At 75.0% G+C, this 24,274-nt stretch carries 23 protein-coding genes; 5 read left to right on the forward strand and 18 right to left on the reverse strand.

Translation table 11 applies throughout. The features are described 5' to 3' along the window. The first annotated feature begins 158 nt into the window (after nucleotides 1-158). Nucleotides 159-644 (forward strand): MarR family winged helix-turn-helix transcriptional regulator, encoded by a 486-nt coding sequence (locus DT057_RS08465; protein ID WP_128561648.1) that lies wholly within the window; start codon nucleotides 159-161, stop codon nucleotides 642-644. A gap of 42 nt (nucleotides 645-686) precedes the next feature. On the opposite strand, the gene DT057_RS08470 is transcribed toward DT057_RS08465, so the two are convergent. The 4 genes from DT057_RS08470 to DT057_RS08485 all read right to left on the reverse strand — a co-directional run bounded on the left by DT057_RS08470 (nucleotide 687) and on the right by DT057_RS08485 (nucleotide 4,356). Next, complete coding sequence (locus tag DT057_RS08470) at nucleotides 687-1,877, reverse strand: amidohydrolase family protein (protein ID WP_128561649.1); 1,191 nt, start codon at nucleotides 1,875-1,877, stop codon at nucleotides 687-689. 11 nt (nucleotides 1,878-1,888) lie between these two features. Further along, complete coding sequence (locus DT057_RS08475; RefSeq protein WP_128561650.1) at nucleotides 1,889-3,001, reverse strand: NHL repeat-containing protein; 1,113 nt, start codon at nucleotides 2,999-3,001, stop codon at nucleotides 1,889-1,891. 223 nt (nucleotides 3,002-3,224) lie between these two features. Further along, a complete protein-coding gene (locus DT057_RS08480; RefSeq protein ID WP_162501354.1) occupies nucleotides 3,225-3,665 on the reverse strand; it encodes a hypothetical protein in 441 nt (146 codons plus the stop codon). Between the two features lie 328 nt (nucleotides 3,666-3,993). Continuing rightward, entirely contained in the window at nucleotides 3,994-4,356 is a 363-nt protein-coding gene (locus tag DT057_RS08485; protein ID WP_128561652.1) for a hypothetical protein, read from the reverse strand. A gap of 379 nt (nucleotides 4,357-4,735) precedes the next feature. Here DT057_RS08485 and DT057_RS08490 point away from each other — a divergent pair, with 379 nt between their 5' ends. From DT057_RS08490 to DT057_RS08505, 4 genes are all read left to right on the forward strand, one after another. Further along, on the forward strand, nucleotides 4,736-5,662 hold the full coding sequence (locus DT057_RS08490) for a 2-dehydro-3-deoxygalactonokinase (RefSeq protein WP_128561653.1): 927 nt from the start codon (nucleotides 4,736-4,738) through the stop codon (nucleotides 5,660-5,662). Further along, the gene (locus DT057_RS08495) at nucleotides 5,653-6,264 is read left to right on the forward strand and encodes a 2-dehydro-3-deoxy-6-phosphogalactonate aldolase (RefSeq protein WP_128561654.1); all 612 of its coding nucleotides are present in this window, start codon (nucleotides 5,653-5,655) and stop codon (nucleotides 6,262-6,264) included. The genes DT057_RS08490 and DT057_RS08495 overlap by 10 nt, the downstream gene beginning before the upstream one ends. Nucleotides 6,265-6,487: 223 nt before the next feature. Continuing rightward, nucleotides 6,488-7,918, forward strand: a complete 1,431-nt coding sequence (locus DT057_RS08500) for an MFS transporter (RefSeq protein ID WP_128561655.1) — start codon at nucleotides 6,488-6,490, stop codon at nucleotides 7,916-7,918. Then, nucleotides 7,915-8,421 (forward strand): MarR family winged helix-turn-helix transcriptional regulator, encoded by a 507-nt coding sequence (locus DT057_RS08505; protein WP_128561656.1) that lies wholly within the window; start codon nucleotides 7,915-7,917, stop codon nucleotides 8,419-8,421. Before DT057_RS08500 ends, DT057_RS08505 begins: the two co-directional genes overlap by 4 nt. Nucleotides 8,422-8,445: 24 nt before the next feature. On the opposite strand, the gene leuD is transcribed toward DT057_RS08505, so the two are convergent. The 14 genes from leuD to DT057_RS08575 all read right to left on the reverse strand — a co-directional run bounded on the left by leuD (nucleotide 8,446) and on the right by DT057_RS08575 (nucleotide 24,172). Continuing rightward, nucleotides 8,446-9,051, reverse strand: a complete 606-nt coding sequence (leuD, locus tag DT057_RS08510; protein WP_128561657.1) for a 3-isopropylmalate dehydratase small subunit — start codon at nucleotides 9,049-9,051, stop codon at nucleotides 8,446-8,448. 4 nt (nucleotides 9,052-9,055) lie between these two features. After that, nucleotides 9,056-10,462 (reverse strand): 3-isopropylmalate dehydratase large subunit, encoded by a 1,407-nt coding sequence (leuC, locus tag DT057_RS08515; RefSeq protein WP_128561658.1) that lies wholly within the window; start codon nucleotides 10,460-10,462, stop codon nucleotides 9,056-9,058. Between the two features lie 52 nt (nucleotides 10,463-10,514). Continuing rightward, nucleotides 10,515-11,912 (reverse strand): FAD-dependent oxidoreductase, encoded by a 1,398-nt coding sequence (locus tag DT057_RS08520; RefSeq protein WP_128561659.1) that lies wholly within the window; start codon nucleotides 11,910-11,912, stop codon nucleotides 10,515-10,517. Then, nucleotides 11,909-12,520, reverse strand: coding sequence for a cysteine hydrolase family protein (locus DT057_RS08525; protein ID WP_128561660.1), 612 nt, complete (start codon nucleotides 12,518-12,520; stop codon nucleotides 11,909-11,911). Before DT057_RS08525 ends, DT057_RS08520 begins: the two co-directional genes overlap by 4 nt. Beyond that, nucleotides 12,517-14,589 (reverse strand): hydantoinase/oxoprolinase family protein, encoded by a 2,073-nt coding sequence (locus tag DT057_RS08530; protein WP_128561661.1) that lies wholly within the window; start codon nucleotides 14,587-14,589, stop codon nucleotides 12,517-12,519. The genes DT057_RS08525 and DT057_RS08530 overlap by 4 nt, the downstream gene beginning before the upstream one ends. Then, nucleotides 14,586-16,331 (reverse strand): hydantoinase B/oxoprolinase family protein, encoded by a 1,746-nt coding sequence (locus DT057_RS08535; protein ID WP_238313891.1) that lies wholly within the window; start codon nucleotides 16,329-16,331, stop codon nucleotides 14,586-14,588. Before DT057_RS08535 ends, DT057_RS08530 begins: the two co-directional genes overlap by 4 nt. Then, nucleotides 16,328-17,203 (reverse strand): isocitrate lyase/PEP mutase family protein, encoded by an 876-nt coding sequence (locus DT057_RS08540; RefSeq protein WP_128561717.1) that lies wholly within the window; start codon nucleotides 17,201-17,203, stop codon nucleotides 16,328-16,330. Before DT057_RS08540 ends, DT057_RS08535 begins: the two co-directional genes overlap by 4 nt. Before the next feature lie 229 nt (nucleotides 17,204-17,432). Further along, nucleotides 17,433-18,830 (reverse strand): MmgE/PrpD family protein, encoded by a 1,398-nt coding sequence (locus DT057_RS08545; RefSeq protein WP_128561662.1) that lies wholly within the window; start codon nucleotides 18,828-18,830, stop codon nucleotides 17,433-17,435. Nucleotides 18,831-18,834: 4 nt separating this feature from the next. Then, nucleotides 18,835-19,536, reverse strand: coding sequence for an ABC transporter ATP-binding protein (locus tag DT057_RS08550; RefSeq protein ID WP_128561663.1), 702 nt, complete (start codon nucleotides 19,534-19,536; stop codon nucleotides 18,835-18,837). Further along, nucleotides 19,529-20,272: an ABC transporter ATP-binding protein gene (locus DT057_RS08555; protein WP_128561664.1), complete on the reverse strand. Its 744-nt coding sequence runs from the start codon at nucleotides 20,270-20,272 to the stop codon at nucleotides 19,529-19,531. The genes DT057_RS08550 and DT057_RS08555 overlap by 8 nt, the downstream gene beginning before the upstream one ends. A 2-nt stretch (nucleotides 20,273-20,274) precedes the next feature. After that, nucleotides 20,275-21,237, reverse strand: coding sequence for a branched-chain amino acid ABC transporter permease (locus DT057_RS08560; RefSeq protein ID WP_128561665.1), 963 nt, complete (start codon nucleotides 21,235-21,237; stop codon nucleotides 20,275-20,277). Then, entirely contained in the window at nucleotides 21,234-22,106 is an 873-nt protein-coding gene (locus tag DT057_RS08565; protein WP_128561666.1) for a branched-chain amino acid ABC transporter permease, read from the reverse strand. The genes DT057_RS08560 and DT057_RS08565 overlap by 4 nt, the downstream gene beginning before the upstream one ends. A 6-nt stretch (nucleotides 22,107-22,112) precedes the next feature. Continuing rightward, nucleotides 22,113-23,333 (reverse strand): ABC transporter substrate-binding protein, encoded by a 1,221-nt coding sequence (locus tag DT057_RS08570; protein ID WP_128561667.1) that lies wholly within the window; start codon nucleotides 23,331-23,333, stop codon nucleotides 22,113-22,115. Continuing rightward, on the reverse strand, nucleotides 23,330-24,172 hold the full coding sequence (locus DT057_RS08575; protein ID WP_128561668.1) for a GntR family transcriptional regulator: 843 nt from the start codon (nucleotides 24,170-24,172) through the stop codon (nucleotides 23,330-23,332). Before DT057_RS08575 ends, DT057_RS08570 begins: the two co-directional genes overlap by 4 nt. Nucleotides 24,173-24,274: the final 102 nt, after the last annotated feature.

The raw sequence follows: 24,274 nt of genomic DNA on the forward strand, positions 1-24,274 counted from the left end.
CGAAGCCGTTGCCGAAGCCCGACATGTAGCCCGGCGTGAGGCCTGACCCCGTGGCGGCCGCGGTCAGCCCGGATGGCGCCTGGATGTTCATGGCGGTTGCCCTTTCCTGCCCCGGCATTTAGTTTCATTCGAAACCGATGCCGAGTGGATAGTTGCACTTGAAACGGACGTCAAGCGCCCGGACGCCCGGGAGCCCCGCAGGCCTCGCGCTCGCGACGTTCCTGCCCTACCGCCTGAGCGTGGTGACCGCGGTGGTGAGCGACGGGCTGGCGCGGCTCTACGGCGCGCGCTTCGGCATCGGCATCCCGGAATGGCGGGTGCTGGCGACGGTCGGCGAGTTCGGCGCCATCACCGCCAAGGCGGTCGGCCGCCACGCCGAGATGGGCAAGGTCAAGGTCAGCCGCGCCGCCGCCGCCCTGGAGGCGCGGGGCTACATCCGGCGCCGGCCCAACGCCGAGGACCTGCGCGAGGCGTTCCTGACCCTCACCCCCGAGGGAGAGCGGGTCTACGCCGAGATCGTGCCCCTCGCCCTCGACTACGCCGAGCGGCTCACCGCGGATCTCGGGCCCGCCGAGCGGGCGGCCCTCGACGGGCTCATCGCGGCGCTCCTGCGCCGGGCCCGCGCCATGACGGCGCCACCGTGACGGCGCCCCGTGACGGCGGCACCGTGACGGCGCCCCGGGACGCTACGGCGACACCCCGGCGGCGCTGAGGCGGGCGGCGAGGCGCGGATAGACCCGGCCGGCATTGCCGGCGTAGAGCTTCGCCCGGTCCGCGTCCGAGACCGCCGCGGCCTCGACGTAGCGCTTGGTGTCGTCGTAGGCGTGGCCGGTCTCGGGGTCGATCCCGTTCACCGCCCCGACCATCTCGGAGGCGAACAGCACGTTGTCGACCGGCACGACCTTGAGCAGGAGGTCGATGCCGGCCTGGTGGTAGACGCAGGTGTCGAAGAACACGTTGCGCATCAGCTCCGTCAGGGGCGGGCGCTTCATGTCCTGGGCGAGGCCGCGGTAGCGGCCCCAGTGGTAGGGCACCGCCCCGCCGCCGTGCGGGATGATGAGGCGCAGGGTCGGGAAGTCCCGGAACAGGTCGGAGGTGACGAACTGCATGAAGGCGGTGGTGTCGCCGTTCATGTAATGCGCCCCCGTCGCCTGGAAGTTGCGGTTGGCCGAGGCGCTGACGTGGATCATACCCGGAACGTCGAGCTCGACCATCTTCTCCCACAGCGGATACCAGTAGCGGTCGGAGAGCGGCGGGTCGGTCCAGTAGCCTCCCGAGGGGTCCGGGTTGACGTTGCAGCCGACGAAGCCGAGCTCCGTCACGCAGCGCGCGAGCTCCGCCGTGCAGTTCGCCGGGGACACGCCCGGCGTCTGCGGCAGCTGGCAGACGCCCACGAAGTTGCGCGGCGCCAGGGTCGCGACCCGGTGGATCATGTCGTTCGACACGATCGACCAGTCGAGGCTGGTGCGGGCGTTGCCGACGTGGTGCCCCATCCCGCCGGCCCGGGGCGAGAACAGCGCCAGCGAGATGCCGCGCTCGGCCTGGAGCTTGAGCTGGCGGTCCGCCACGCTCGCCCGCACCTCGTCGTCGCTGACCTTGAGGGCGGACGGCGAGGGCGACTGCGCGGGGTCGTTGACGGCGTCGACCTGGCGCTTGCGCCAGGCCAGCATGGCGGGCGGCTCGGTGGTGTAGTGCCCGTGGCAGTCGATCACGAGGCCGGCGTAGCGCGCGCCCGGCGCGGGCTGGGCCGCCGCCGGGCCGGGCCGGGCGGCCAGCGCCGCGGCGGCGCCGGCGCCCGCGAGGCCGCGCAGGAAGCCGCGGCGCGGCTGGCAGCAGGCGCAGCCGGGAGCGCCCGGCGGCTCGGAGGCACTGATCATCGGCGGCCTCCTCACGGCGCGGCGGCGCGCTTGCGCAGCACCATGTCGCCCCGGAACAGGAACTTCTGCGCCCGCTTGCCGGTGTCGACCTCGGTCGTGAACACGTTGCCCCTCGCGTCCACCGCGAGGTTGTGGACCCAGTGGAAGTCCCCGGCCATGCGCCCGTTGCGGCCGAAGCGGCCGAGGATCTCGCCGGTCTCGCGGCTGAGCGTGCGGACCTCGTTGTTCGCCCCGTCGGCGTTGATGAGGTAGGTCTCGCGCTCGTCCGGCCACAGCGCGAGCTCCCAGACCGAGCCGTTGGCCCGCGTGCCCGGCTCGACGAACATCTCCTTCACGAAGGTGCCGTCCTTCCGGAAGACCTGGATGCGGTTGTTGGTGCGGTCGCAGACGTAGACGAGGCCGTCGCGGGCCACCTGCACGCAGTGGACCGGGTTGCGGAACTGCTGCGCCGGCGCGGCGGCGGGGTCGTAGGGGCCGACCTTCTCGTCGGTCGGCGGCCGGCCGTAGGCGCCCCACATCCGCCTGAAGGCGCCCGTCTCGGCGTCGAACACGATGACCCGGTGGTTGTAGTAGCCGTCGGCCACGTAGAGCTCGTTCGTCGCCGGATCGACCATCATGCCGGCCGGCTTGCCGAGCCGGGTGGTGTCCCGGCTGTCGGTCTGCGGGCCCTGCTTGCCGATCTGCATCACGAAGCGGCCGTCCTGGGTGAACTTCAGGATCTGGCCGTCGTTGTCGCCGTTGCCGGCGAGCCAGACGAAGCCCTTGTGGTCGATGTGGATGCCGTGCTCGTTCTGGGGCCAGTCGTAGCCCGGGCCGGGACCGCCCCAGGATTTCACGAGCGTCCCGGCCTGGTCGAAGACGAGGACCGGCGGGGCGGGCTTGCAGCAGCGGGTCCGCGGCGGGTCGAGGCTCGCGGCCTTCTCGTCGTCCGTGAGGGTGCGGGGACGCTGGACCACCCAGACGTTGTCCTGCGCGTCGACCGCGACGCCCGCGGCCTGCCCCATGATCCAGTCGTTCGGCAGGCGCTTGGGCCAGGCCGGGTCGACCTCGAAGCGCAGCGGCTCCTCGGCCAGGGCCGGGACCGCGAGGGCGAGGGCGGCCAGGGCCGCCACGCAGCGCAGCATGTCGTTTCCTCCCTCGATCGTGTTCTGGCGTGATCGTGGTGTCGGGAGGACATAGGACGGCACCCGGTCGCGTTCGTCCAGCCGCGCGGCCCGGAATTCTCGAGGGGTCCGGCCGGCGTGGCGGGCGCGGCCCGGGGGCGCAGCACGGGGCGGCCCGCGGGTCTCCGGGGCCTTGCCCGTGGGCGAGGCCCCCGGGGAGGAAACCCCGGTCCCGGCCGCGGCGTCACTCGTTGATCACCATCCCGTAGACGTCGGTCTCGAACTGCTCGCCCTCCTCGTCGGGGAAGTCGATGCCGTCCAGGTTGTCCGCCCAGTGGACGAGCTCGTGCAGCAGGGTGACGCCGACCAGGAAGACGTCCTTGTTCCACTTCGTCTTGCGGAGCCCGTGTCCGTCCTCGAACTCCTGCACGATCCGGGTGTGGATGTTGATGACGTTCGGATCGACCGAGGCGTTGAACAGCCCGATGGCGCCGCTGAGCGGCTTGATGACGATGTGGGGCTCGTTGCCCCAGGTCAGGGCGCGCTTCAGCGTCGCCCGGTCGATCTGGCCGTACTTCGCGAAGCCGGCCACGATCGCCTTCACGTCGACGACCTGGGGCAGCGAGTAGCGGACGTACTTGGTGAACTTCGGAAATCGCGTCTGGTCGGACCTGCTCATGATCATCGCGCACTCTCCCGGTTGCTGGAAAAACCCGTTGCGTCTGTCCCGAGGCTCGGGCCAGCCCATGGCGATCCTCCCGGCGCCCGGACGGGCCTTGCGACCCCGCGGGCGCGGGAGACGGTCCGGCTCGCTGCGGTCCGCATCGACCGCGCGCGACGCAACCCGGGGGAGCGCCGCGGGCGGGCGTCGAGGCGGTTCCCACGCACCTGCGCGAAGCCCCCGCGCGCATCGTGCGCGAGGATCCGGCAGCTCGTGGACGTCGATGTTCCGAGGACGAAGCTATTGAAGCAGATCGCGTCCGGCGCGCCTGTGCGAGGCCGCACCGGCCCGCTCAGCGCTCGCCGACCTCGACCTTGTCGACGGCCCAGGTCCCGCCGCGGCGGCTGAAGCGGCCCTCGCCGAGGAGCCCCTCGGCCCCGAACGCGAACTTGACCACCGCGGTGTCGCCCGACAGCTCGAGCGCGCTGATCTCGAGCGCCTTCGGATCCTTCCCGCTCGACAGCACGGCCTTCTCGCCGGCGACCGTCCAGCCGGACCCGTCCACCTCCGTGCCGCTGAGGTTCACCACCCGGAGCGGGACCCGCTCGGGCCTCTCGGCGAAGTGGTAGTACTGCTGCAGGTCGGGAGCATTCAGCAGAAGCTGGATGATCTGGTGACCGTCTTGGCTCGTCTGAGCGGACGCGGGTGAGGTCATGGCCAGGGCTCCTATGATGGCAGCAGGCACGCACTGCTTGACGAAGGTGAGCATTCGTTGTGATATCCAGCAAATCATGTCGACCACGCTTGCTTCATTGGCGGCGGCGACTTGCGCTGCGGCAGCATGCCGAGCGCTGAACGGTGGATCTTCTAGTATTACCACAGTTTTGTATTTTGGCGAGGAGTTTGCGCGGCCGCCGATCCTCGCCCGTGACTAATCGCACCTGCGCGCGCCGCCGCCAGGCCGGCGCCGGGCCCGGGGGCCTGCGGCGGGAGCCGGGCCCGCCGCCGCGCTCCCTCCGCCGGCGCGAACCGCGCCGCCGCGAACCGCGCCGCGACCCGTTGCCCTCGGCGCCCGGGTCAGGCAGCGTGCCGGCATGATCGGGATCGATTGGGGAACCAGCAGCGCCCGCGCCTACCGGCTCGGCCGGGACGGCGCCGTCCTGGCGCGGCGCGAGGGGGCGCGGGGCATCCTGCACGTCGCGGCCGGCGGCTTCGGGGCGGAGCTGCGCGCCATGGTGGGCGACTGGCTCGAGGACGGCGAGGCGCGGGTGCTGCTCTCCGGCATGGTCGGCAGCCGCCAGGGCTGGCAGGAGGCGCCCTACCTCGCCTGCCCGGTCGGGCTCGACGCGCTGGCGGCGGGCCTCGCGGCGGTGCCGTTCGAGGGCGCGGTGGTCCGCCTCGTGCCGGGCCTGAGCGCCGAGGACGCGGCCGGGGTGCCCGAGGTGATGCGCGGCGAGGAGGTGCAGGCCTTCGGGGCGCTTGCCCGCCCGGACGAGGACGCGCTCCTCTGCCTGCCCGGCAGCCACGCCAAGTGGGTGCGCGTCGAGAGGGGCCGCATCGCCGGCTTCTCCACCAGCATGACGGGCGAGGCCTACGCGGCGTTGCGCGGCCACACCATCCTGGGCCGCATGATGGAGGGACCGGCCGAGCCCGGCGCCGCCTTCGATGCCGGCGTGGCGCGGGCCGCCGAGGCGGGCGGGCTGCTGCACCACCTGTTCGGCGCGCGCAGCCTCGGCCTCTTCGGCCGCCTCGGGCCCGCGGATGCCGCGAGCTACCTGTCGGGCCTGCTCATCGGCCACGAAGTCGCGGCGGCCCTTCCGGCCGCGGCGGCCCTTCCGGCCGGGGGGACGCCGCGGGACGCGCCGGCCGCCGGCGAGGCGGTGCGCCTCGTGGGGGCCGGGCCCCTGACGGCGCTCTACGCCCGGGCGATCGGCCTGAGGGGCGGGAGCGCCCTCGTGGGCGATCCGGACGCCGCGGCGCGCGGCCTCGCGCTGATCGGGGAGAGAACCGCATGGACGTGATGGACTGGCTTCGCCGCTGCCCCCTGGTGGCGATCCTGCGCGGCGTCCGGCCCGACGAGGTCGAGGCGGTCGGCGAGGCGCTGGTGGGCGAGGGGGTGGTGATCCTGGAGGTGCCCCTCAACTCGCCCGAGCCCGTCGAGAGCGTGCGCCGGCTCGCCGCCCGCCTCGGCGACCGGGCCCTCGTCGGCGCCGGCACCTTCCGGCGCGAGGCCGAGGTCGCGGCGGTGGCGCAGGCCGGCGGCCGCCTCCTGGTGACGCCCCACGCCGACCCGGCCCTGGTGCGCGCCGCCAAGGCCCGCGGCATGGTGGCGATGCCGGGCTTCCTCACCCCGGCGGAGGCCTTCGCGCTGCTCGATGCCGGCGCCGACGCCCTCAAGCTGTTTCCCGCCGAGGCGGGCGGTCCCGCCATGCTGCGGGCCCTGCGCGCGGTGCTGCCGGGGGACGTGCCGCTGCTGCCGGTGGGCGGCGTCGACGCCCTGAGCCTGCCCGCCTGGCGGGCCGCCGGCGCCAGCGGCTACGGCTGCGGCTCCGCGCTCTACAAGCCCGGCGACGCGCCCGCCACGGTGGCCGCCAAGGCCCGGGCCCTGCTCGCGGCGCTGTAGGCGCGCCCGCTCCCGCCGCCAAGATGGTTTGACCCCCTACTTTCTTGCCCCGCGGCGGGGTCCGGCGCTACTCTGCCGGAGGGCACGCTCCGGACACACGGGCGGCCCGAGGTGAGAGGAACACGCCCATGCCGAGCGGCCCCGAGCCGACCGTCCCCGTGCCGGCCGTCGTCACGCCCCCCGTCCCGCCGCGCGCCCGGATCCCCGGCCCGGGAGGCGCCGCATGACGGCACGCCCGCTGACGGTCGACATCGGCCGCACCCTCGATGCCGGGCCCTGGACCCCGTTCCAGAAGCGGGTCGTCGTCCTCGCCGCCCTGTCCGTCGTGCTCGACGGCTTCGACGGCCAGCTCATCGGCTTCGCCATCCCGGTGCTGATCCGCGAGTGGGGCGTGACCCGGGGGGATTTCGCCCCGGTGGTGGCCGCGGGCCTGATCGGCATGGGGATCGGCTGCGCCGTCGCGGGGCCCGTCGGCGACCGGGTCGGGCGCCGGGTCGCCGTGCTGGCGAGCGTGCTCGTGTTCGGGGTCGCCACCTGCGCCATCGGGCTCTCGCAGAGCCTCGCGGCCGTGGCGCTCCTTCGCTTCGTGGCCGGGCTCGGCATCGGCGGCGCGCTGCCGTCCTGCACGACGCTCGCGGCCGAGTTCACGCCGGCGCGCCGGCGCACCCTGGCGGTCACCGCCACCATCGTGTGCGTGCCCCTCGGCGGCATGCTGGCGGGCCTGTTCGCCGCGCTGGTGCTCCCGGCCCTCGGCTGGCGCGGGCTCTTCCTCGTCGGCGGCGCCCTGCCGGTCGCCTACAGCCTGCTGCTCGCCGCGACGCTCCCGGAATCCCCGCGCTTCCTCGCCCGCAGGCCGGCGCGCTGGGACGAGCTCGTCGGGCTCCTGCACCGCTTCGGCCGGCCCGTCCCGCGCGACAGCGTGTTCACCGACGCGGCCGAGCCGCGCCTTCCCGTGAAGCCCGGTCTTCCCGTGAAGCCAGGATTTCCCGCCAGGCCCTGCGTCCCCGCGAAGCCCGGCTTCGCGGCCCTGTTCGCGCCGGCCCGGCGGCGGGACACGCTGGCGCTGTGGGCCGCGTTCTTCCTCTGCCTGTTCGCCGTCTACGGCGCCTTCAGCTGGCTGCCGGCCATGCTCACCGCCGAGGGGCTCGACGTGGCGACGGCGGGCGCCGGGCTGACCGCCTACAACCTCGGCGGCGTGTTCGGCGCACTCGGCTGCGCGGCCGCCATCGCGCGCTTCGGCTCGCGGGGGCCGCAGATCCTGTGCGGGCTCGGCGGCGCGCTGAGCGCCTTCCTCCTGCGGGGCATCCACGACCCGACGCTGCTCGTCGTCGGCCTCGGCCTGCACGGGCTGTTCGTCAACGCCGTGCAGTCGACGCTCTACGCGGTCTGCATGCACGTCTACCCCACGGGCGTGCGGGCGACCGGCACGGCCTCGGCCCTCGCCGTCGGGCGCCTCGGCGCCGTCCTGAGCGCCTTCGCGGGCGCGGCCGTGATCACGGCGGGGGGCGGCACGGCCTTCCTGGGCGTCCTGGCCCTGGCGATGCTCGGGGCGACCCTCGGCCTCGCCGCCCTGCGCAACCCGCTGCCGCCTCTCGACGGCGCGGCGCCGGCCGCCCCGGCCCACGCGCCTCCCCTGGCGGGGCCGGCGCGGTGAGGACGCCGGAGGATGGCGCGGCCGCGGCCGCGCCCCGGCCGCTCCGCCTCGGGAGCCTCGCCGGGGCCATCGCCTACAACCTGCGCCTCGCCCAGCAGGCCTCGTTCGCGGCCTTCGCGGCCGCCGCCGGCTCGGGCGGCCTGAAGCCGGGCCACTACGCCCTGCTGCAACTGGTCCACGACAACCCGGGCCTGAGCCAGACCGACCTCAGCCGCGGCGTCGGCCTCGACAAGACCACCTTGACGCCGCTCATCAGGGAGCTGGAGGCGGACGGCACGGTCGCCCGCAGCACCGACCCGCGCGACCGCCGCAGCCGCCAGGTGCGCCTGACGGCGGCGGGCGAGGCCCGGCTCGCGGCGCTGCGCGCCTGCGCGGGCCGCCACGACGCCCGCCTCGACGCCATCGTGGGCCCGGAGCGCAAGGCCGAGCTGGTCGACCTCCTGCGCCGCATCGCGGACGCGCTCGAGGGCGAGGGCGAGGCGCCCGGCTCCGCCGGGGCGTGAGCCGGCCGGAACCCCGGGCCGCCCTCAGGTGCGCGCCGGCACCCGCCAGGGCTCGTCCCGCGCCACCGCCGCCTCGTAGGCCGCGATGGCGTCGGCGTGCTCGAGCGTCAGGTCGACGTCGTCGAGGCCCTCCACGAGGCAGCGCTTCCGGAACGGGTCGATGGGGAACGGGATCGCCCCGCCCTCCGGGCCGGTCAGCGTCTCGGCCGGCAGGTCGACCGTGAGGACGGTGCCCGGTTCCGCGCCCAGGCGCGCGCGCAGGGCCGCCGCCGCGTCCTCCGGCAGGGTGATCGTCAGGAGGCCGTTCTTGGCGGCGTTCGACGCGAAGATGTCGCCGAAGCTCGGGGCCACGACGCAGCGGATCCCGGCATCGACGAGCGCGTAGACCGCGCCCTCGCGGGAGGAGCCGCAGCCGAAGTTGCGGTCCGCCACCAGGATGCCGGCGCCGGCATTCCCGGGCCGGTCGAGCGGGAAGGCGTCGCCCCGGCGGCGCTCGTCGTGGAACAGGAAGCCGCCGTAGCCGGCGCTGCGGGGCTTCTTGAGGAAGCGGGCCGGCAGGATCTGGTCGGTGTCGACGTTGGCGACGTCGAGCGCGACCGCGACGGCCCGGAGCGTGGTGAAGGGCTGCATGGCGTCAGGGCGTTCCGAGGCGGCGGATGTCGGTGAGGCGCCCCGTGAGCGCGGCCGCCGCCGCCATGGCCGGGCTCATGAGGTGGGTGCGGGCGTTGGGGCCCTGCCGCCCGGGGAAGTTGCGGTTGGTGGTCGAGGCGCAGCGCTCGCCCGCCGGCACGAGGTCGCCGTTGATGCCGACGCACATCGAGCAGCCCGGCTCGCCCCATTCGAGGCCGGCGTCCCGGAAGACCGCGTCGAGCCCCTCGGCCTCGGCCTGGCGCCGCACCGGGCCGGAGCCCGGCACGACGAGGCCCGGCACCGCCGCCCGCCGGCCCCGCAGCACGCCGGCGGCGGCCCGCAGGTCCTCGATGCGCGAGTTGGTGCAGGAGCCGATGAACACCCGGTCGATGGCCACCGCCTCGAGGGGCGTACCCGGCGCGAGCCCCATGTAGTCGAGCATCGCCCGCATCTGGCCGGCCTTGGTCCCGTCCGCCTCGGCCGAGGGGTCCGGCACGGCGGCGGTGACCGGGACGGCGGTCTCGGGGCTCGTGCCCCAGGTCACCGTCGGCGCGATGGCGCCCGCCTCGAGGACGACCTCGCGGTCGAAGCGCGCGCCGTCGTCCGTCGGCAGCGCGCGCCAGGCGGCGACGGCGCGCGCGAAGGCGTCGCCCCGCGGCGCGAAGGGGCGCCCCTCCAGGAACGCGAAGGTGGTGTCGTCGGGCGCGATCATGCCGGCCCGGGCGCCGGCCTCGATCGACATGTTGCAGATCGTCAGCCGGCCCTCCATCGAGAGGCCGCGGATCGCGCTGCCGGCGTATTCGAGCACGTGCCCGACCGCGCCCCCGGCGCCCAGCGCCGCGATGATCGCCAGGACGACGTCCTTGGCGGCGACGTGGGGGCCGAGCCTGCCGTCGATCGTGACCCGCAGGGACTTCGGCCGGCGCTGCCACAGGGCCTGGGTCGCCAGGACGTGCGCCACCTCGGTCGCCCCGATGCCGAAGCCGAGGGCCCCGAAGGCGCCGTGGGTCGAGGTGTGCGAGTCGCCGCACACCACGGTGAGGCCCGGCAGCGTCAGGCCCTGCTCGGGGGCGATCACGTGCACGATGCCCTGCCCGGGATCCTCGAGCCCGAAATGCCGGATGCCGTGCCGGCCCGCATTCCCGGCGAGGCCCGACACCATGGTGGCGATCTCGGGGTCGGGGATCGGCGCGCCCCTGTCCCGGGACGGCACGTAGTGGTCGGCCACCGCGAAGGTCAGGTCGGGCCGGCGCACCGCCCGGCCGGCATGGTCGAGCATCCCGAAGGCGTGGAACGAGCCCTCGTGCAGCAGGTGGCGGTCGATGGCCAGCAGCGCCTGCCCGTCCGGGCGCGTCGCCATGACGTGGGCGTCCCAGACCTTGTCGAGGAGCGTGCGGGGCTCTGCTGTCATGGGCGTCTCCTCCGGGGTTCGATCCGTCGTGGCCTCGTCGGCGGCCGGGCCCTCAGCCGCCGGCCGCCATCGCTCCGGCGGCCCGGCCGCCGACGCGCCCGAGCGCCACGGCCGACAGGAGCCCGTTGCCCGAGAGGTAGCCCGCCGCCCCGGACCCCGACACCCCGCAGGCGGCGCCGCCGGCCGCGAACAGGTTGGGCACGCAGCCGCCGTCCCGCCGCACCACCCGGGCGGCCCCGTCCACCACGAGGCCGCCCTGGGTGTGGAACAGCGCCCCCGTGACCCGCACCGCCCGGTAGGGCGGCGCGAGCGGGGGCACCCCGGAGAACGCGCGGCCGAAGGCGTCGGTGCCGCCCTCCCGCTTCAACGCCTCGACCGCCCCGAGGGTCGCGGCGAGCGCCTCGGCCGGCAGGCGCAGGCGCGCCGCGAGGTCCGCCGCCGTGGCGGCCTCCACGATGGCACCGGCCTGCTCGGCCCGGCGGAAATCCTCGAACTGGCGGGCGATCCCGGCGATGCGCGCGTCGAAGACCGTGACGGCGGTCCCGCCCGGCTGGCGCAGGACCTCGGCGGCCTGCTCGGAATAGCCCCGGCTCTCGTCCGAGAAGCGCAGGCCCTCCTGGTTCACCTGGACGCCGCCCTCGGTGATCGTCGCCCAGGTGATCAGGATGCCGTGCGGGTGCGCCACCGAGCCGTGGCCCTGGTGGCCCGAGAGGTGCCGGGTCGCGGCGCCGAGGGCCTCGCCCCACAGGATCGCCTCGCCCTGGTTGCCCGGATGGCCGAAGTAGAGCGCGCCCGCGAGCTCCGGCACGTGGGCGGCGACGAGCGGCTTGCTGCCGCCGTAGCCGTTGCAGGCGAGCACCAGGGCCTCGCAGGCCACCGCCTCGCGCGAGCCGTCGGGCCGGGCGAAGCCGACGCCGCGGATCGCCCCCGCCTCGGTGAACAGGGTCTCGACCCGCGCCTCGCACAGGATCGGGATGCCGGCAGCCTCCGCGGCCCCGCGCAGGCGGTCGACCAGCTCCTCGCCCGAGCGGGTCGGCAGGCCGTGCATGCGGTGGGCGGAGTGGCCCGGATAGCGGAAGTCGGTGATGACCGAGAAGGCGAGGCCGTGGGCGTCGGCGAGCCACTCGAGGGCCGGGCCGGCCTGCCGGGCGAGGAGCCCGACGAGGCTCGGGTCGGGCTCGCCCGCGGCCTTGTGCAGGATGTCGGCGGCGAAGCGCTCCGGGTCGTCGGCGATCCCGGCCGCGCGCTGCCAGCGGGTGCCGGGCGCCGGCACGAGGCCGGCCGAGAGGGCCGTGGAGCCGCGCGGGACGGGGTCGCGCTCGAGCACCAGCACCTCGGCGCCGGCCTCCCGGGCCGAGAGCGCCGCGACGAGGCCGGCCGCGCCCGCGCCGATCACCACGACCGGCATTGCGGCATCGAAGCGGGCGGAGGCGGCGGGCGCGACGCTCATGCGCCGAGCTCCCCGAGGAGCTCGGCCACGTCCGCCACGCGGCAGACCGGCCGCAGGGCCTCGATCGCCGTCGCGTGCACGGCCGGCGAGAAGGCCGCGCAGGCATCCGCCACCACCGTGACGGCGAAGTCGCGCACGTGGGCCTCGCGCACCGTCGAGGCGACGCCGCCGTTGGTGACGATGCCGGCGACGAGCAGCCGCTCGATGCCGCACCGGCGCAGCACCCATTCGAGCCGCGTCATGTAGAAGGCCGAGTAGGCGACCTTCTCGACCGCGAGGTCGGCGGGCTGGAGCGCGTCCACGAGGGCGTGGCCCCAGGCCCCGGGCAGGAAGTCGCCGCGCCCGAGGAACGGCCGCAGCTCCCGCAGGTGGGGGGCGATCAGGGGCTCGCCGCCCTTGCCCGGCACCAGGGTGAAGTGGGTCGACGCGATGGTGCCGCCCCGCGCCCGGACGAGGTCGGCGAGGGGCCGCACCCGCCCGGGCACGGCCGCGATCTCGGGGGCGCCCTGGCCGGCGCGGCCGTAGGCGCCGTCCGGGTGCAGGAAGTCGTTCTGGAGGTCGCAGAGCAGCAGCGCCGTGCGGGCGGCCGGGATCGCGGATTGGTTCATGCGGCGGCTCCGTTGCGCGTGACCACGACGTTGCCGAGGCGGTCCACCCGCGCGGTGAGGCCCGGATCCACCACCGTGGTGGCGTCCGGCTGCTCCAGGATGGCGGGGCCCGGGATCTCGGCGCCCACCGGCAGCGAGAGGCGGGCGTAGACCGCCGCCTCGTGCCAGGCACCGCCGAACCAGACCGGCCGGGTGCCGAGCCCCGCGGCCGCCAGGGAGGCCTCGGGGCCGGGCGCCAGGGCCGCCAGGTCGAAGTGGGGCCGGCGCCCGATCGCGGCGGTGCGCAGGTTGACGATCCGGGCCGGGACGCCCGGCAGGAGCCGGCTGAAGGAGGTCTGGTAGGCCGCCTCGAAGGCTGCCTGGATGGCCGCCCCGGAGAGGCCCGTGGTGCCGTCCCGCACGGCGACCGGCAGGGCCACGGCGACCGTGTGGGTCTGGCCGACATAGTGCATGTCGAGCTCGAACACGGTGTCGATGCGCTCGACCGCGAGGCCGGCCGCCTCGACCACCGCGCGGGCGGCCGCGGCCTCCGCCACCATGCGCCGGTCGAGGGCGGCGGCATCGAGGCCCGCGAGGCTCAGGTTCACGGTCTGGACCTGGTCGTGCCGGATGTCGGCGATGACGCAGCCCAGCGCCGAGGTCACGCCCGGGTAGCGCGGCACCAGGGCGCCCCTGAGGCCCACGTCCTTGATGAGGGCGCCGACGTGCAGCGCGCCGCCGCCGCCGAACGGCACGGCGGCGAACTTCTGGGGGTCGTGCCCGCGCTCGATCGAGACGAGGCGGATCGCCCCCGCCATCTTGGCGTCCGCCACCCGCACGATCGCCTCCGCGGCCGCCATCGGGTCGAGGCCGAGGGGCTCGGCGACGTGCCGGGCGATGGCCGCCCGCGCGGCCGCGACGTCGAGGCGCGCGAGCGCCCCGCCGATCGGCCGCTCGGCGTTGATGCGCCCGAGCACCACGTTGGCGTCGGTGAGGGTCGGGCGGGTGTTGCCCTGGCCGTAGCAGACCGGGCCCGGGCGCGAGCCGGCGCTCTCGGGCCCGACCTGCAGCAGGCCGCCCGCGTCCACGTGGGCGATCGAGCCGCCCCCGGCCCCGATCGTGCTGATCTCGATCATCGGGGTCCGGATGACGAGGCCGAAATCGATCGTGGTCTGGGGGCTGAGCGCCGTCTCGCCCTCGACCACCAGGGAGACGTCGAAGGAGGTGCCGCCGAGGTCGCCCGTGATCACGTTGGGGAAGCCCGCCGCCTTGGCGATCGCCGCCGCCGCGATGACGCCGGCCGCCGGGCCCGAGAGCGCGGTGCGCACCGGCAGGCGCCGGGCGGTGGCGGTGGACATCACGCCGCCGTTCGACTGCACGATGTGGAAGCGGCCGGAGAAGCCCTCGGAGGCGAGGGCGCCGTCGAGCTTCTCGAGGTAGCTGCCGACGACGGGCTGGAGGTAGGCGTTGAGCACCGTGGTGGAGGTGCGCTCGAACTCGCGGATCTCCGGCAGGATGCCCGACGAGCAGGCGACGTTCGGGTTCGGCCAGACCGCGGCCGCGGCCGCCAGGGCGGCGCGCTCGTTCTCCGGGTTGGCGTAGGCGTTGAGGAAGCAGATCGCCAGGGCCTCGGCGCCCTCCGCCGCGAGGCGGCGCGCCGCCCGCGCCACCTCGGCGGGGTCGACCGGCGTCCGGATCGTGCCGTCGGCGAGGGTGCGCTCGTCCACCTCCGCCCTGAGGTCGCGTTCGACCACCGGCACGAAGTCGCCCCAGAGCCCCCAGGTGTGGCGCCGGTCGCGCCGGCGCATCTCCAGGACGTCGCGGAAGCCCCGCGTGGTGATGAGGCCGATGCGGGCCCCCTTGCGCTCGAGGAGCGCGTTGGTGCCGACCGTGGTGCCGTGCACGATGGAGGCGAGGTCGGCGACCGGCCCGAACCCCCTGAGGCCGGCCAGGAACCCGACCGCCTCGTCGCCCCGGTTCGACGGCACCTTGCCGGTGCGGAACCGCCCCCGGGCCTCGTCGTAGAAGAACAGGTCGGTGAAGGTGCCGCCGACGTCGACGCCGACGATGGTCCTCGCTGCCGCGCTCATCGGGCCTCTCCGGTCTCGCGCCCGGGCTGATGCCCGGCCTCCTGCCCAGTTTCCTGGCGAGTGTCCTGCCCAGTCTCCTGCCCGTAATCGCGCGCCGCCCCCCCGGGGCTGACGTAGCCGAGGCGCAGGTCGCGGGCGAGGGCCTCGGGCGCCCGCCCGCCGGGCGGTCCCCACCCCCCGCCGCCGGGGGTCTCCAGGCGCACCCGCTGGCCGGCCTCGATGCGCACGTCGGTGACCTTCGAGACCATCGGGGGGCTCGCCCAGCCCTCCCGGGTCTGCCAGGCGAAGCGGTTGAGGGCGGCCGGGCCGCCGCCCACGACCCCGAAGGGCGCGACCTTGCCGCGCTCGCCGAGCAGGAAGACGTCCGCGTCGGTGAGCGCCTCGATCTCGTAGACCGCGCCGAGGCCGCCGCGATGGGTGCCGGGGCCGGCGCTGTCGGGGCGCAGGGCCCACTCGGTGAACAGCACCGGGTAGGCGGCCTCCAGGATCTCGACCGGCGGGATGGTGGCCGTCGAGATCGGGTTGTTGGCGTGGCTGAGCCCGTCGGTCTCCGGGTTGCCGCCGAGGCCGCCGCCGAAGAACGAGAACATCACCCAGCGGCTGCCGTCCGGCCGGTGGCCGGCGAGCGAGAGCGCGTTGATGGTGCCGAAGGGCGCGGCGGTGGCCCGGGCCGGGTCGGCCTGCGCGAGGGCGCCCAGCATCACGCCGATGAGGCGCAGGATGGTCTCGGTGTAGCCCGCCATCGGCTTGGGGGCGCCGGCCCCCAGGAGCGTGGTGGCGGGGATCACGAAGGTGATCGGCCGCAGGCAGCCGGCATTGGCCGGCACGTCGGTGAAGACGTGCTTGAGCGCGACGTAGCAGGCCGCCACCGCGGTGGCGTACGAGATGTTGATCGGCCCCTGTGCGGGGGGCGAGGAGCGCGCGAAGTCGAGCACCATGCGGTCGCCCGCGACCGTGAGGTCGAGCGCGATGGTGAGCGGCGCGTCGACGATGCCGTCGTTGTCGAGCACGTCCTCGAACGCGTAGGTCCCGTCCGGGAGCGCCCGGAGCGCGGCGCGCATCAGGGCGTCCGCCCGCTCCGAGAAGGCCGCGAAGGCGGCCTCCACGGTGGCGTCGCCGTACTCCTCGAGGAGCGCCCCGAAGCGGCGCTCCCCGAGGTCGAGGGCGTTGAGCTGGCCGTTGAGGTCGCCCCAGTTCGAGGTCGGAACCCGGGTGTTGGCCGCCAGGATGTCGACGAGGTCCTGGTTCAGCCGCCCGGCCGCGATCAGCTTCACGGGCGGGAAGCGCACGCCCTCCTGGAAGCTCTCCGTGGCCTTGGGGTTGTAGCCGCCCGGCACGTTGCCGCCGATGTCGAGCCAGTGGCCGACCGATGCGAGCCAGCAGAACAGCCGGCCGGCCCGGAAGACCGGGCGCACCAGCCGGAAGTCGTTGAGGTGGGTGCCGCCGTCGTAGGGGTCGTTGAACAGGAACGTGTCGCCGGGCGCGAGCCCGCCGTCGCGGGCCACCTTGGCGATCACCGCCCGCACGGCGAACGCCATGGCGCCGACGAAGATCGGCAGGCCCTTGGTCCCCTGCACCAGCGTGTCGCCGGTCTCGGCGTGGTAGAGGCCGTGGCAGGCGTCCCGGGCCTCGGCGATGATCGGGTTGAAGGCCGAGCGGTAGAGCGTCGCGTCCATCTCGTCGGCGATCTGCTCCAGGCGCCCCTTCAGGACCGCCAGGGTGACGGGGTCGATCGCGCTCACGCGGCATCCTCCTGGCGGCCGGCATAGGCCTCGCCGCGGGCCAGCATCTCGGGCGTGCCGATGAGGGCGTTCAGCTCGGTGAAGTCGAACATCCGCTCGGCGAAGGGCGCGTTCGTGCCCGCCCGCGCCAGGGAGGCGTAGTAGTCCCGGGCGGTGCGGGCGAGGGCCCGCACGATGCCGCCCGGGAAGATCACGAGCCGGAAGCCGAGGGCGCCGAGGTCGGATGCCGCCGCGAGCGGCGTGTCGCCGCCCTCCACCATGTTGGCGACGAGGGGGCGCACGGGCCCGAGCGCCGCCGTCACGGCGGCGAGCTGGCCGGCCGACCGCGGCGCCTCGACGAACAGCACGTCCGCCCCCGCCTCGGCGTAGAGCCGGGCCCGGTCCAGGGCCCGCTCGAGGCCCTCCACCGCCACCGCGTCCGTGCGGGCGACGATCAGGGTCTCGGGGCTGAGCCGGGCGTCGAGGGCCGCCCGGATCTTGCCCGCCATCTCGTCGGCCGCGATCAGGGACTTGTCCTGGAGGTGGCCGCAGCGCTTGGGGTAGCTCTGGTCCTCGAGCTGGATCGCGCTCGCGCCGGCGCGCTCGAACAGCCGCACCGTGCGCTCGACGTTCAGCGCGTTGCCGTAGCCGTTGTCGGCGTCGACCACGAGGGGCGTCGCGACCCGGTCGCGCACCAGCGCGACGACCTCGGCCACCTCGCTCATCGAGACGAGCCCGATGTCGGGCCGGCCGAGCCGGGTGTAGGCGATGGCGGCGCCCGAGAGGTAGAGCGCCTCGAAGCCCGCATCGGCGGCGAGCGAGGCCGTGAGGGCGTCGTAGACGCCCGGGGCGACGAGGACGCGGTCCTCGGCAAGGCGGGTCTTCAGGCTCATGGCTCGGGTTCTCAGGCTCATGGCTCGGGTGTTCCTGGCGCGGTCGGCGGCGCGGGGAGCGGGTCGGAGGGCGCGGGGCCCCCGGGCGCGCCGGCCCCGGGCTCCGGGGTGCGCCGCGACCGCAGGGGATCGGGGTTCATCGGGTCCCGCCCCGGGCTCGCCCGGAATCCGGCGGCGGGTTGCGCGTCGTGGTCGCGCGTCGTCTCTGCCCGTGCGGGGCGGGCCGCCCTCACGCGATCAGCGCCAGGAGGGGGCGGAGGTCCTCGGCCCGGTCGAGCTCCGCGACCGCCCGGACGACGGCCTCCGCCCGCGCCGTCCCCCAGACCGGCCGGGCGAGGTCGCGGAACTTGTCCACCACCTCCGCGTCGGCGTAGGGGTCCTCGGCATCCCCCCGGTTGGTGAGGGTCTCGGCCGTCAGGCGGCGCCCGTCCGCCAGGGTCACGCTCACCCGCGCGGGCCGCAGGCCGGGCAGCTGCGCGGTCAGGGCCGGGTCCTCCCGCACCGCGACCCGGCGGGCGAGGGCGAGGATGCGGGGGTCGGCCCGGGCCGCGTCCCGGAAGGCCGCGACGTCGGCCGCGCCCCGCACCAGCGCGGCGGCGAGCGCGAAGGGCAGGGAGAACTTCGCCGCCAGCATCGTCCGGGGCGCCGGGTGGTCGAGCTGCGCCGCCCAGACGTAGGTCTCGACCTCGATCGAGCGCACGGCCTCCGGGTCGATGCGGCCGCCGGCCTCGGCCACGATCGCGGCCAGCGCGTCGAGGGCGCCGTGGGTGTAGCGGCAGGCGGCGTGGCGCTTGAAGTAGTTGCGGGCGATCTCCCAGCGCCGCCCGAGCTCCTCCGTCATGGCGGCGGCGGAGAAGTCCTCCGCGATGACGCTGCCGTAGACGGTGCCGATCCCGTCGCGCTCCGCCGTGAAGCCGCTCGCGGCGAGGTCCCAGGCGGCGAGGCCGAGCTGGCCGGAGAAGCCCGCGTAGGTGTTGCGCACGCTGGCGCCCTCCAGCATCGTGCGCCGGCTGGTGCTGAGGCCGAGCGAGGAGGCGATGCCGATCGCCTGGCCGATGGCGGCGGCGTCGGCGCCGTGGAGCTTGGCCACCGCGAGGGCGGCGCCGACCGTGCCCCAGGTGCCGTGGGGGTGCATGGTGACGCGCAGCCGCGAGGCGATGCCGATCCGCGCCCCGATCTCGTAGCCGAGGGCGATCGCGGCGATCAGCGCGGGCCCGGAGGCGCCGCGCTCCTGCGCGGCCGCGAGGGCCGCCGGCACGACGTGGATGGCCGGGTGGCCGCGGGCGTACTGGTTGCCCTCGTCGAGCTCCAGCATGGTGCCGGCCGCGCCGTTGGCGAGGGCGGCGTCGCGGGGGTCGAGCCCGCGCCCGGACCCGATCGCGACCGCCGCGCCCGGCCGCCGCCCGGCGAGGCGGTCCACGAGGGCGCGCATCTCCGGCTCCTGCATCCCGGCCGCGACGACGCCGAGGCAGTCGAGGAGGACGAGGCGGGTGCGGGCGACGACGGGCTCGGGCAGGTCGGCGAAGGACAGGCCGGCCGCGAAGGCCGTCCAGTCCTCGAGCCAGGCCGGGGCGGCGTCGGCGACGAGGCGGGAGGCCGGGACCACGCCCGGGGTGACGATGCCCATGGCCTCAGAGCCCCAGGTAGGCGCGCCGCAGGGCCGGGTCGGCGGCGAGCGCCGACGCCGCGCCCGAGAGCGCCACGGTGCCGTTCTCCAGGATGTAGGCGCGGGACGCGAGGTCGAGCGACTGAACCACGTTCTGCTCCACCAGCATGATCGGCAGTCCTTCCCGGTTGAGGTCTTTGACGAGGGCGAACATCTCCTCGACGAGGAGGGGCGAGAGGCCGAGGGAGGGCTCGTCCAGGATGAGGAGGCGGGGCTCGGCCATGAGGCCGCGGCCGATCGCCAGCATCTGCTGCTCCCCGCCCGAGAGCGTGCCGGCGGCCTGGCGCGCGCGCTCCTTCAGGCGCGGGAACAGCGCGAAGACGCGCTCGAGGTTGGCGCCCCGGCGCGCCCGCCCGCGGCGGTAGCTGCCGAGCACGAGGTTCTCGCGCACGCTCAGGTTGGGGAAGATCTTGCGGCCCTCGGGCACGTGGATCAGCCCGGCCTCGACGATCGCCGCCGCCGAGGCGCGGGCGATCGGGCGGTCCTCGAAGCGGATCTCGCCGGCGGCCGCCGGCACGAGGCCCGACAGCACCTTGTTGAGCGTGGTCTTGCCGACGCCGTTCGCGCCGAGCACCGCCACGATCTCGCCGGCCCCGACCGCGAGGTCGATGCCCCGCAGGACCTCGGTGCCGCCGTAGCCGGCGCGCAGGCCCCTCACCTCAAGCATCGGCCGCCTCCGCGCCGAGCCGCGCGGCCGCGCCCTTGCCGAGATAGGCCTCGATCACCCGCGGGTCGGCGCAGACCTCCCGGGGCGGGCCGGAGGCCACCATGCGGCCCTCGGCCAGCACGTGCACCGCCTCGCACAGGCTCATCACCGCCTGCATGATGTGCTCGATCATCAGGATCGTGACCCCCTCGTCCCGGATCGCCCGGATGACCGGGAGGATGTCGCGGATCTCCGAGGGGTTGAGGCCGGCCAGCACCTCGTCGAGGAGGAGGAGCCGCGGCTCGGTGGCGAGCGCGCGGGCGACCTCGAGGCGCTTGCGCCCCGATACCGTCAGGCTGGACGCGGGCTTGTCGAGTTCCGCCCCGAGCCCGACGCGGCGGCCGACGGCCCGCGCCCGCGCCACGGCGTCCGCCCGCCGGGGGTGGCGCAGGTAGGCGCCGACCGCGATGTTCTCGGCGACCGTGAGGCCCGCGAAGGGCTGCACGATCTGGAACGTGCGGGCGATGCCCCGGCGCGCCCGCAGGTGCGGGGCCTCGGCGGTGATGTCCTGCCCCTCGAACAGGACGCGGCCGGAGGTCGGCTGGAGGAAGCCCGAGATCATGCCGAACAGCGTCGTCTTGCCGGCGCCGTTGGGGCCGATGAGGCCGGTGATGGAGCCCGCCGGCACGGCGAGCGAGGCCTCGCGCACGGCGACGAGCCCCTGGAAGCGCTTGGTGAGGGCCTCGACGGCGAGCATCGTCACGCCTCCGCCGGGCGCCGGCCGCGCAGGCGCCGGACGAGCCCGACCACCCCCTGCGGCGCGAACGCGATGACGGCGATCAGGCAGGCGCCGAACGCCACGAGGTCGATCCCCGGCACCCCGCCGGCGAGGAGCTTCGTCGCCTCGCCGAGCCCCTGGAGGGCGAGCGCCCCCACGAGGGGGCCGAGCGCCGTGCCGATGCCGCCCACGATCGGGGCGAGCAGGGCCTCGACGGAGATCCAGGTGCCGTAGGCGACGCCCGCGTCGAGGTAGAGGAAGTGCTGCACGTAGAGGCAGCCCGCCGCCGCCGTGATGCCGGCCGAGAGCGCGATGGCGCCGAGCTTGACCCTCAGGGCGTCGACGCCCAGGGCCCGGGCCGCCTCCTCGTTCTCCCGCACGGCGATCAGGTGGGCGCCGAAGCGCGAGCGCTCGATCCAGCGGGACGCCAGGAGGGCCGCTCCCACGAAGGCGAGGACCAGGAGGTAGAACAGGCGCCGGTCGCTGAACTGCAGGGTCGCGAGACCGGGCTCGAGCCGCAGCAGCAGCCCGGCGGCGCCGCCCGTGAGGTCGGCCGCGTTGGCGAGGATCCGGAAGACCTCCGCGAAGGCGAGGGTCACGAGGGCGAAGTAGGAGCCGCGCAGGCCCGCCCGGAAGCTCAGGTAGCCGATGGCGAGCCCGACCAGGGTACCGAGCCCGATCCCGGCGGCGAGCCCGCCCCAGGCGTTCCAGCCGAACCTGAGCTGCAGCACCGCCGTCGCGTAGGCGCCGGTGCCGAAGAAGGCCGCGTGCCCGAACGAGTACTGGCCGCCGAAGCCGCCGAGCACGTTCCAGCCGAGGCCCGCGAGGGCGATGATCAGCGTCGTGACGAGGAAGTTGAGCGCGCTGCCGGGGAGGCCGCAGAAGGGCAGCACGGCGAGGAGCGCCAGGGCGGCGACGAGCGGCAGGGCATCGCGACGCGTCATCCGCGCACCCCGAACAGGCCCGTCGGCCGCACGAGCAGCACCAGGATGAAGATGAGGAAGATGCCGATCTGGCCGAGGCTGTCGCCCAGGAACAGGCCCGAGAAGCTCTCGACCACCCCGACCACGAGCCCGCCGACGAGCGCCCCGGCGATCGACCCCATGCCGCCGAGCACCACGATCGTGAAGGCGACGAGCACGAAGGCCGCGCCCGAGCGCGGGTTGACGTAGAAGGTCGGCATCAGCAGGCAGGCCGCGACCGCCAGGCAGGCGCAGCCGAGCCCGAAGGTCACCGCGTAGACGTGGTCGACGTCGATGCCGACGAGGCGGGCGCCGAGCTTCTCCCGCGCCACCGCGCGGATCGCCCGGCCCGTGTCCGTGCGCTCGAGGAGGAGCCAGAGCAGCCCGGTCACGGCGAGCGCCGTGGCGAAGCCGATCAGCCGCGGGGTCGACAGGAGCAGGGGCCCGACCTCCACCACCTGGAGGGCGGCGTCGGAATCGAGCGTGCGGGTGTCGGACCGGAAGATCGCGAGCAGCCCGTTCTCGAGCACGATCGAGAGCCCGAGGGTGACGAGCAGGATGTTGTTGTCGCTGCCCCCGCTCGCCGGGCCGATGACGCAGCGCTGGAGGGCGTAGCCGGCCCCGAACATCAGCGGCACCACCGCCAGCATGGCCGCGTAGGGGTCGAGGCGCAGCCACGCGGAGGCGCCCCAGACCGCGAACATCGCGCAGGTGAGGAGCGCGCCGTGCGCGAAGTTGATGATGTGCAGCACCCCGTAGACCAGGGTCAGCCCGAGGGCGATGAGCGCGTAGACCGCCCCCGTCATCAGGCCGTTGAGGGCCGCCTCGATCAGGATCTGGGGGGCGTACATCCCGCCTCACGCCTTAAGGGGAAAGTTGGGCTTCGCCTCGGCGTACTCGGCCGGCGCGATCACCTTGACGTCGCCGCCCTGGACCTGGGTGTTGAGCGGCATCGCGCTGGTGTTCTGGCCCTTGTCGAACCTCGACTGGCCGTAGGGCATCACGCCGCTGCCGAAGCTGCCCGTGGACAGGGCCTCGATGATCTTGAGCCGGTCGGCGCCGCCGGCCTTCTCGATGGCCTCGGCCATCAGCCACACGGCCGAGTAGTTCATCGGCACGTTGTAGGCGAAGGAGCGGCCCGCCGCCTCGGTGCGCCGGCGCAGCTCGGCGCTCTTCGGGTTGCGCGGATCGGGCCAGTGGTTGCAGTCCATCACGCCCTCGGCCGCCTGCGGGAACTCCTTGACGAAGCGCAGGCTGGAGGCGGCGCCGCCCAGGATCGCGTAGATGCCCTTCGGGCGCACCCGCTGCTGCTGGAGCGTGCGGGCCATCAGCACGAACTCGCCGTAATAGTGCGACGGGATCACGAGGTCGGGCTGGAGCGAGCGGATGCGCAGCACGACGTTGGCCATGTCGCGGGCCGGCGTCGGGTGCGCGATGGTCTCGAGGATCTCGAAGCCGCGCTTCGGCAGCTCGGCCTGGAGGAGCTTGGCGAGGCCGGAGCCGAACAGCCCGTCCTCGTGCACGATCACCACCGTGCGGGCGGGCTTGCCCGCCGCCTCGTTCAGCGCCACGAGGCGGTCGAGGGCCGCCCCCGTGACCATGCCGAAGCTCGGGGCGAACCGGAAGGTGTTCCTGAGGCCGCGCTGGGTGAGCTGGTCGGCGACGCCGACGTCGATCATGTAGGGCAGGTCGTAGCGGGCCGCCGCCTGGGTGGCGGTGGCGCAGAGCCCGCTGGCGAAGCCGCCCACGATCGCGGCGACGCCCTCGCCGTTCAGGCGCTCGGTCTCCTGGGCGGCGGTCTCGGGGTTCGAGCGGCTGTCGGCGAAGACCATCTCGAGCCTGGCGCCGCCGAGCGCCTTCAGGCCGCCGGCCGCGTTGAGGTCCTGGATGGCGAGCTCGGCGCCGAGGCGGCCGAGGTCGCCGTCGTTGGCGAGCGCCCCGGTGACGGGCTGGATGATGCCGAGCTTCACCACCGGCGCCTGCGCCCGCAGCACCGCCGGCATCGCCACCAGGGAGGCGGCGGCGAGGCCGCCCCGCAGCACGGAGCGGCGGCCGGGCTTCGCGTCGAAGGGCGTCATGGCGTGGGTCTCCTGTGCGGGGCGTGGCGGACCGGGCGGACCCCCGGCTCGGGCTTGAGGCCGGGCTTGAGCGAACGGGGGCTCGCCGGCGCCCAGCGCCGCTGCCCGGCGTCGCCCGTGCGGACGAGGTCCATCTGGAAGGCGTAGCGGTCGGGCCGGTAGAGGGCGTGCAGATGCTCGACGCCGCGGCCCGAGGGGTCGTAGACCACCCGGGTGAGCGCGATCAGCGCCGAGCCGAGGTCGAGGTCGAGGGCCTCCGCCGCCTCGGGGCCCGCCAGCGTGGCGCTGATCGCCTGCGTGGCCCGCGCCGCGGTGACGCCGGAGCGCTCCATGAGCTCGAGGAGCGGCGTCGCCGCGAGGTCGCCCTCCGAGTAGGACAGCCCGACCCGCTCCGGCACGTGGGTGGTGAGGTAGGAGAAGGGCTGGCCGTCGATGAGGCGGACCCGCACCGAGCGCTGCACCCGCTCGCCGGGCGCCAGCACCAGGGCCTCGGCGATGGGGGCGGGGGCGGGGGCGTACTCGAAGGCGAGCAGCCGCACCCCCGTCGCCCGCCCCATCGCGATCAGGCCCGAGAGGAGGTTCGGCAGGTCGGCCACCACCGGCCGGCTGCCGGCGGCGCACTGCACGAAGGTGCCCGAGCCCGCGCGCTTGCGCACCAGTCCCTCGCTCGCCAGCAGGTCGAGGGCGCGCCGCACCGTCGCCCGCGAGAGGCCGTGCTCGGCCGCGAGCGCCGGCTCGCCCGGCAGGCGCGCCCCGTTCGCCAGGCGGCCGCTCGAGATCTGGTCGCGCAGCAGGAGGTAGAGCCTGCGCGCCTTGTGGGGCTCGATCGCGGAGGTCACGGGGCCATCCCTGGCTCGCGGCTTGCAAGGCCCCTCGGGAGCCCGCCTCCTGTCCTAATATGAAGACAGCTTCCTGTCTGTCAATACGGACAACTTGCGGGA

Source organism: Methylobacterium crusticola, from assembly GCF_003574465.1.
In the GTDB taxonomy this organism is placed as follows: Bacteria; Pseudomonadota; Alphaproteobacteria; order Rhizobiales; family Beijerinckiaceae; genus Methylobacterium; species Methylobacterium crusticola.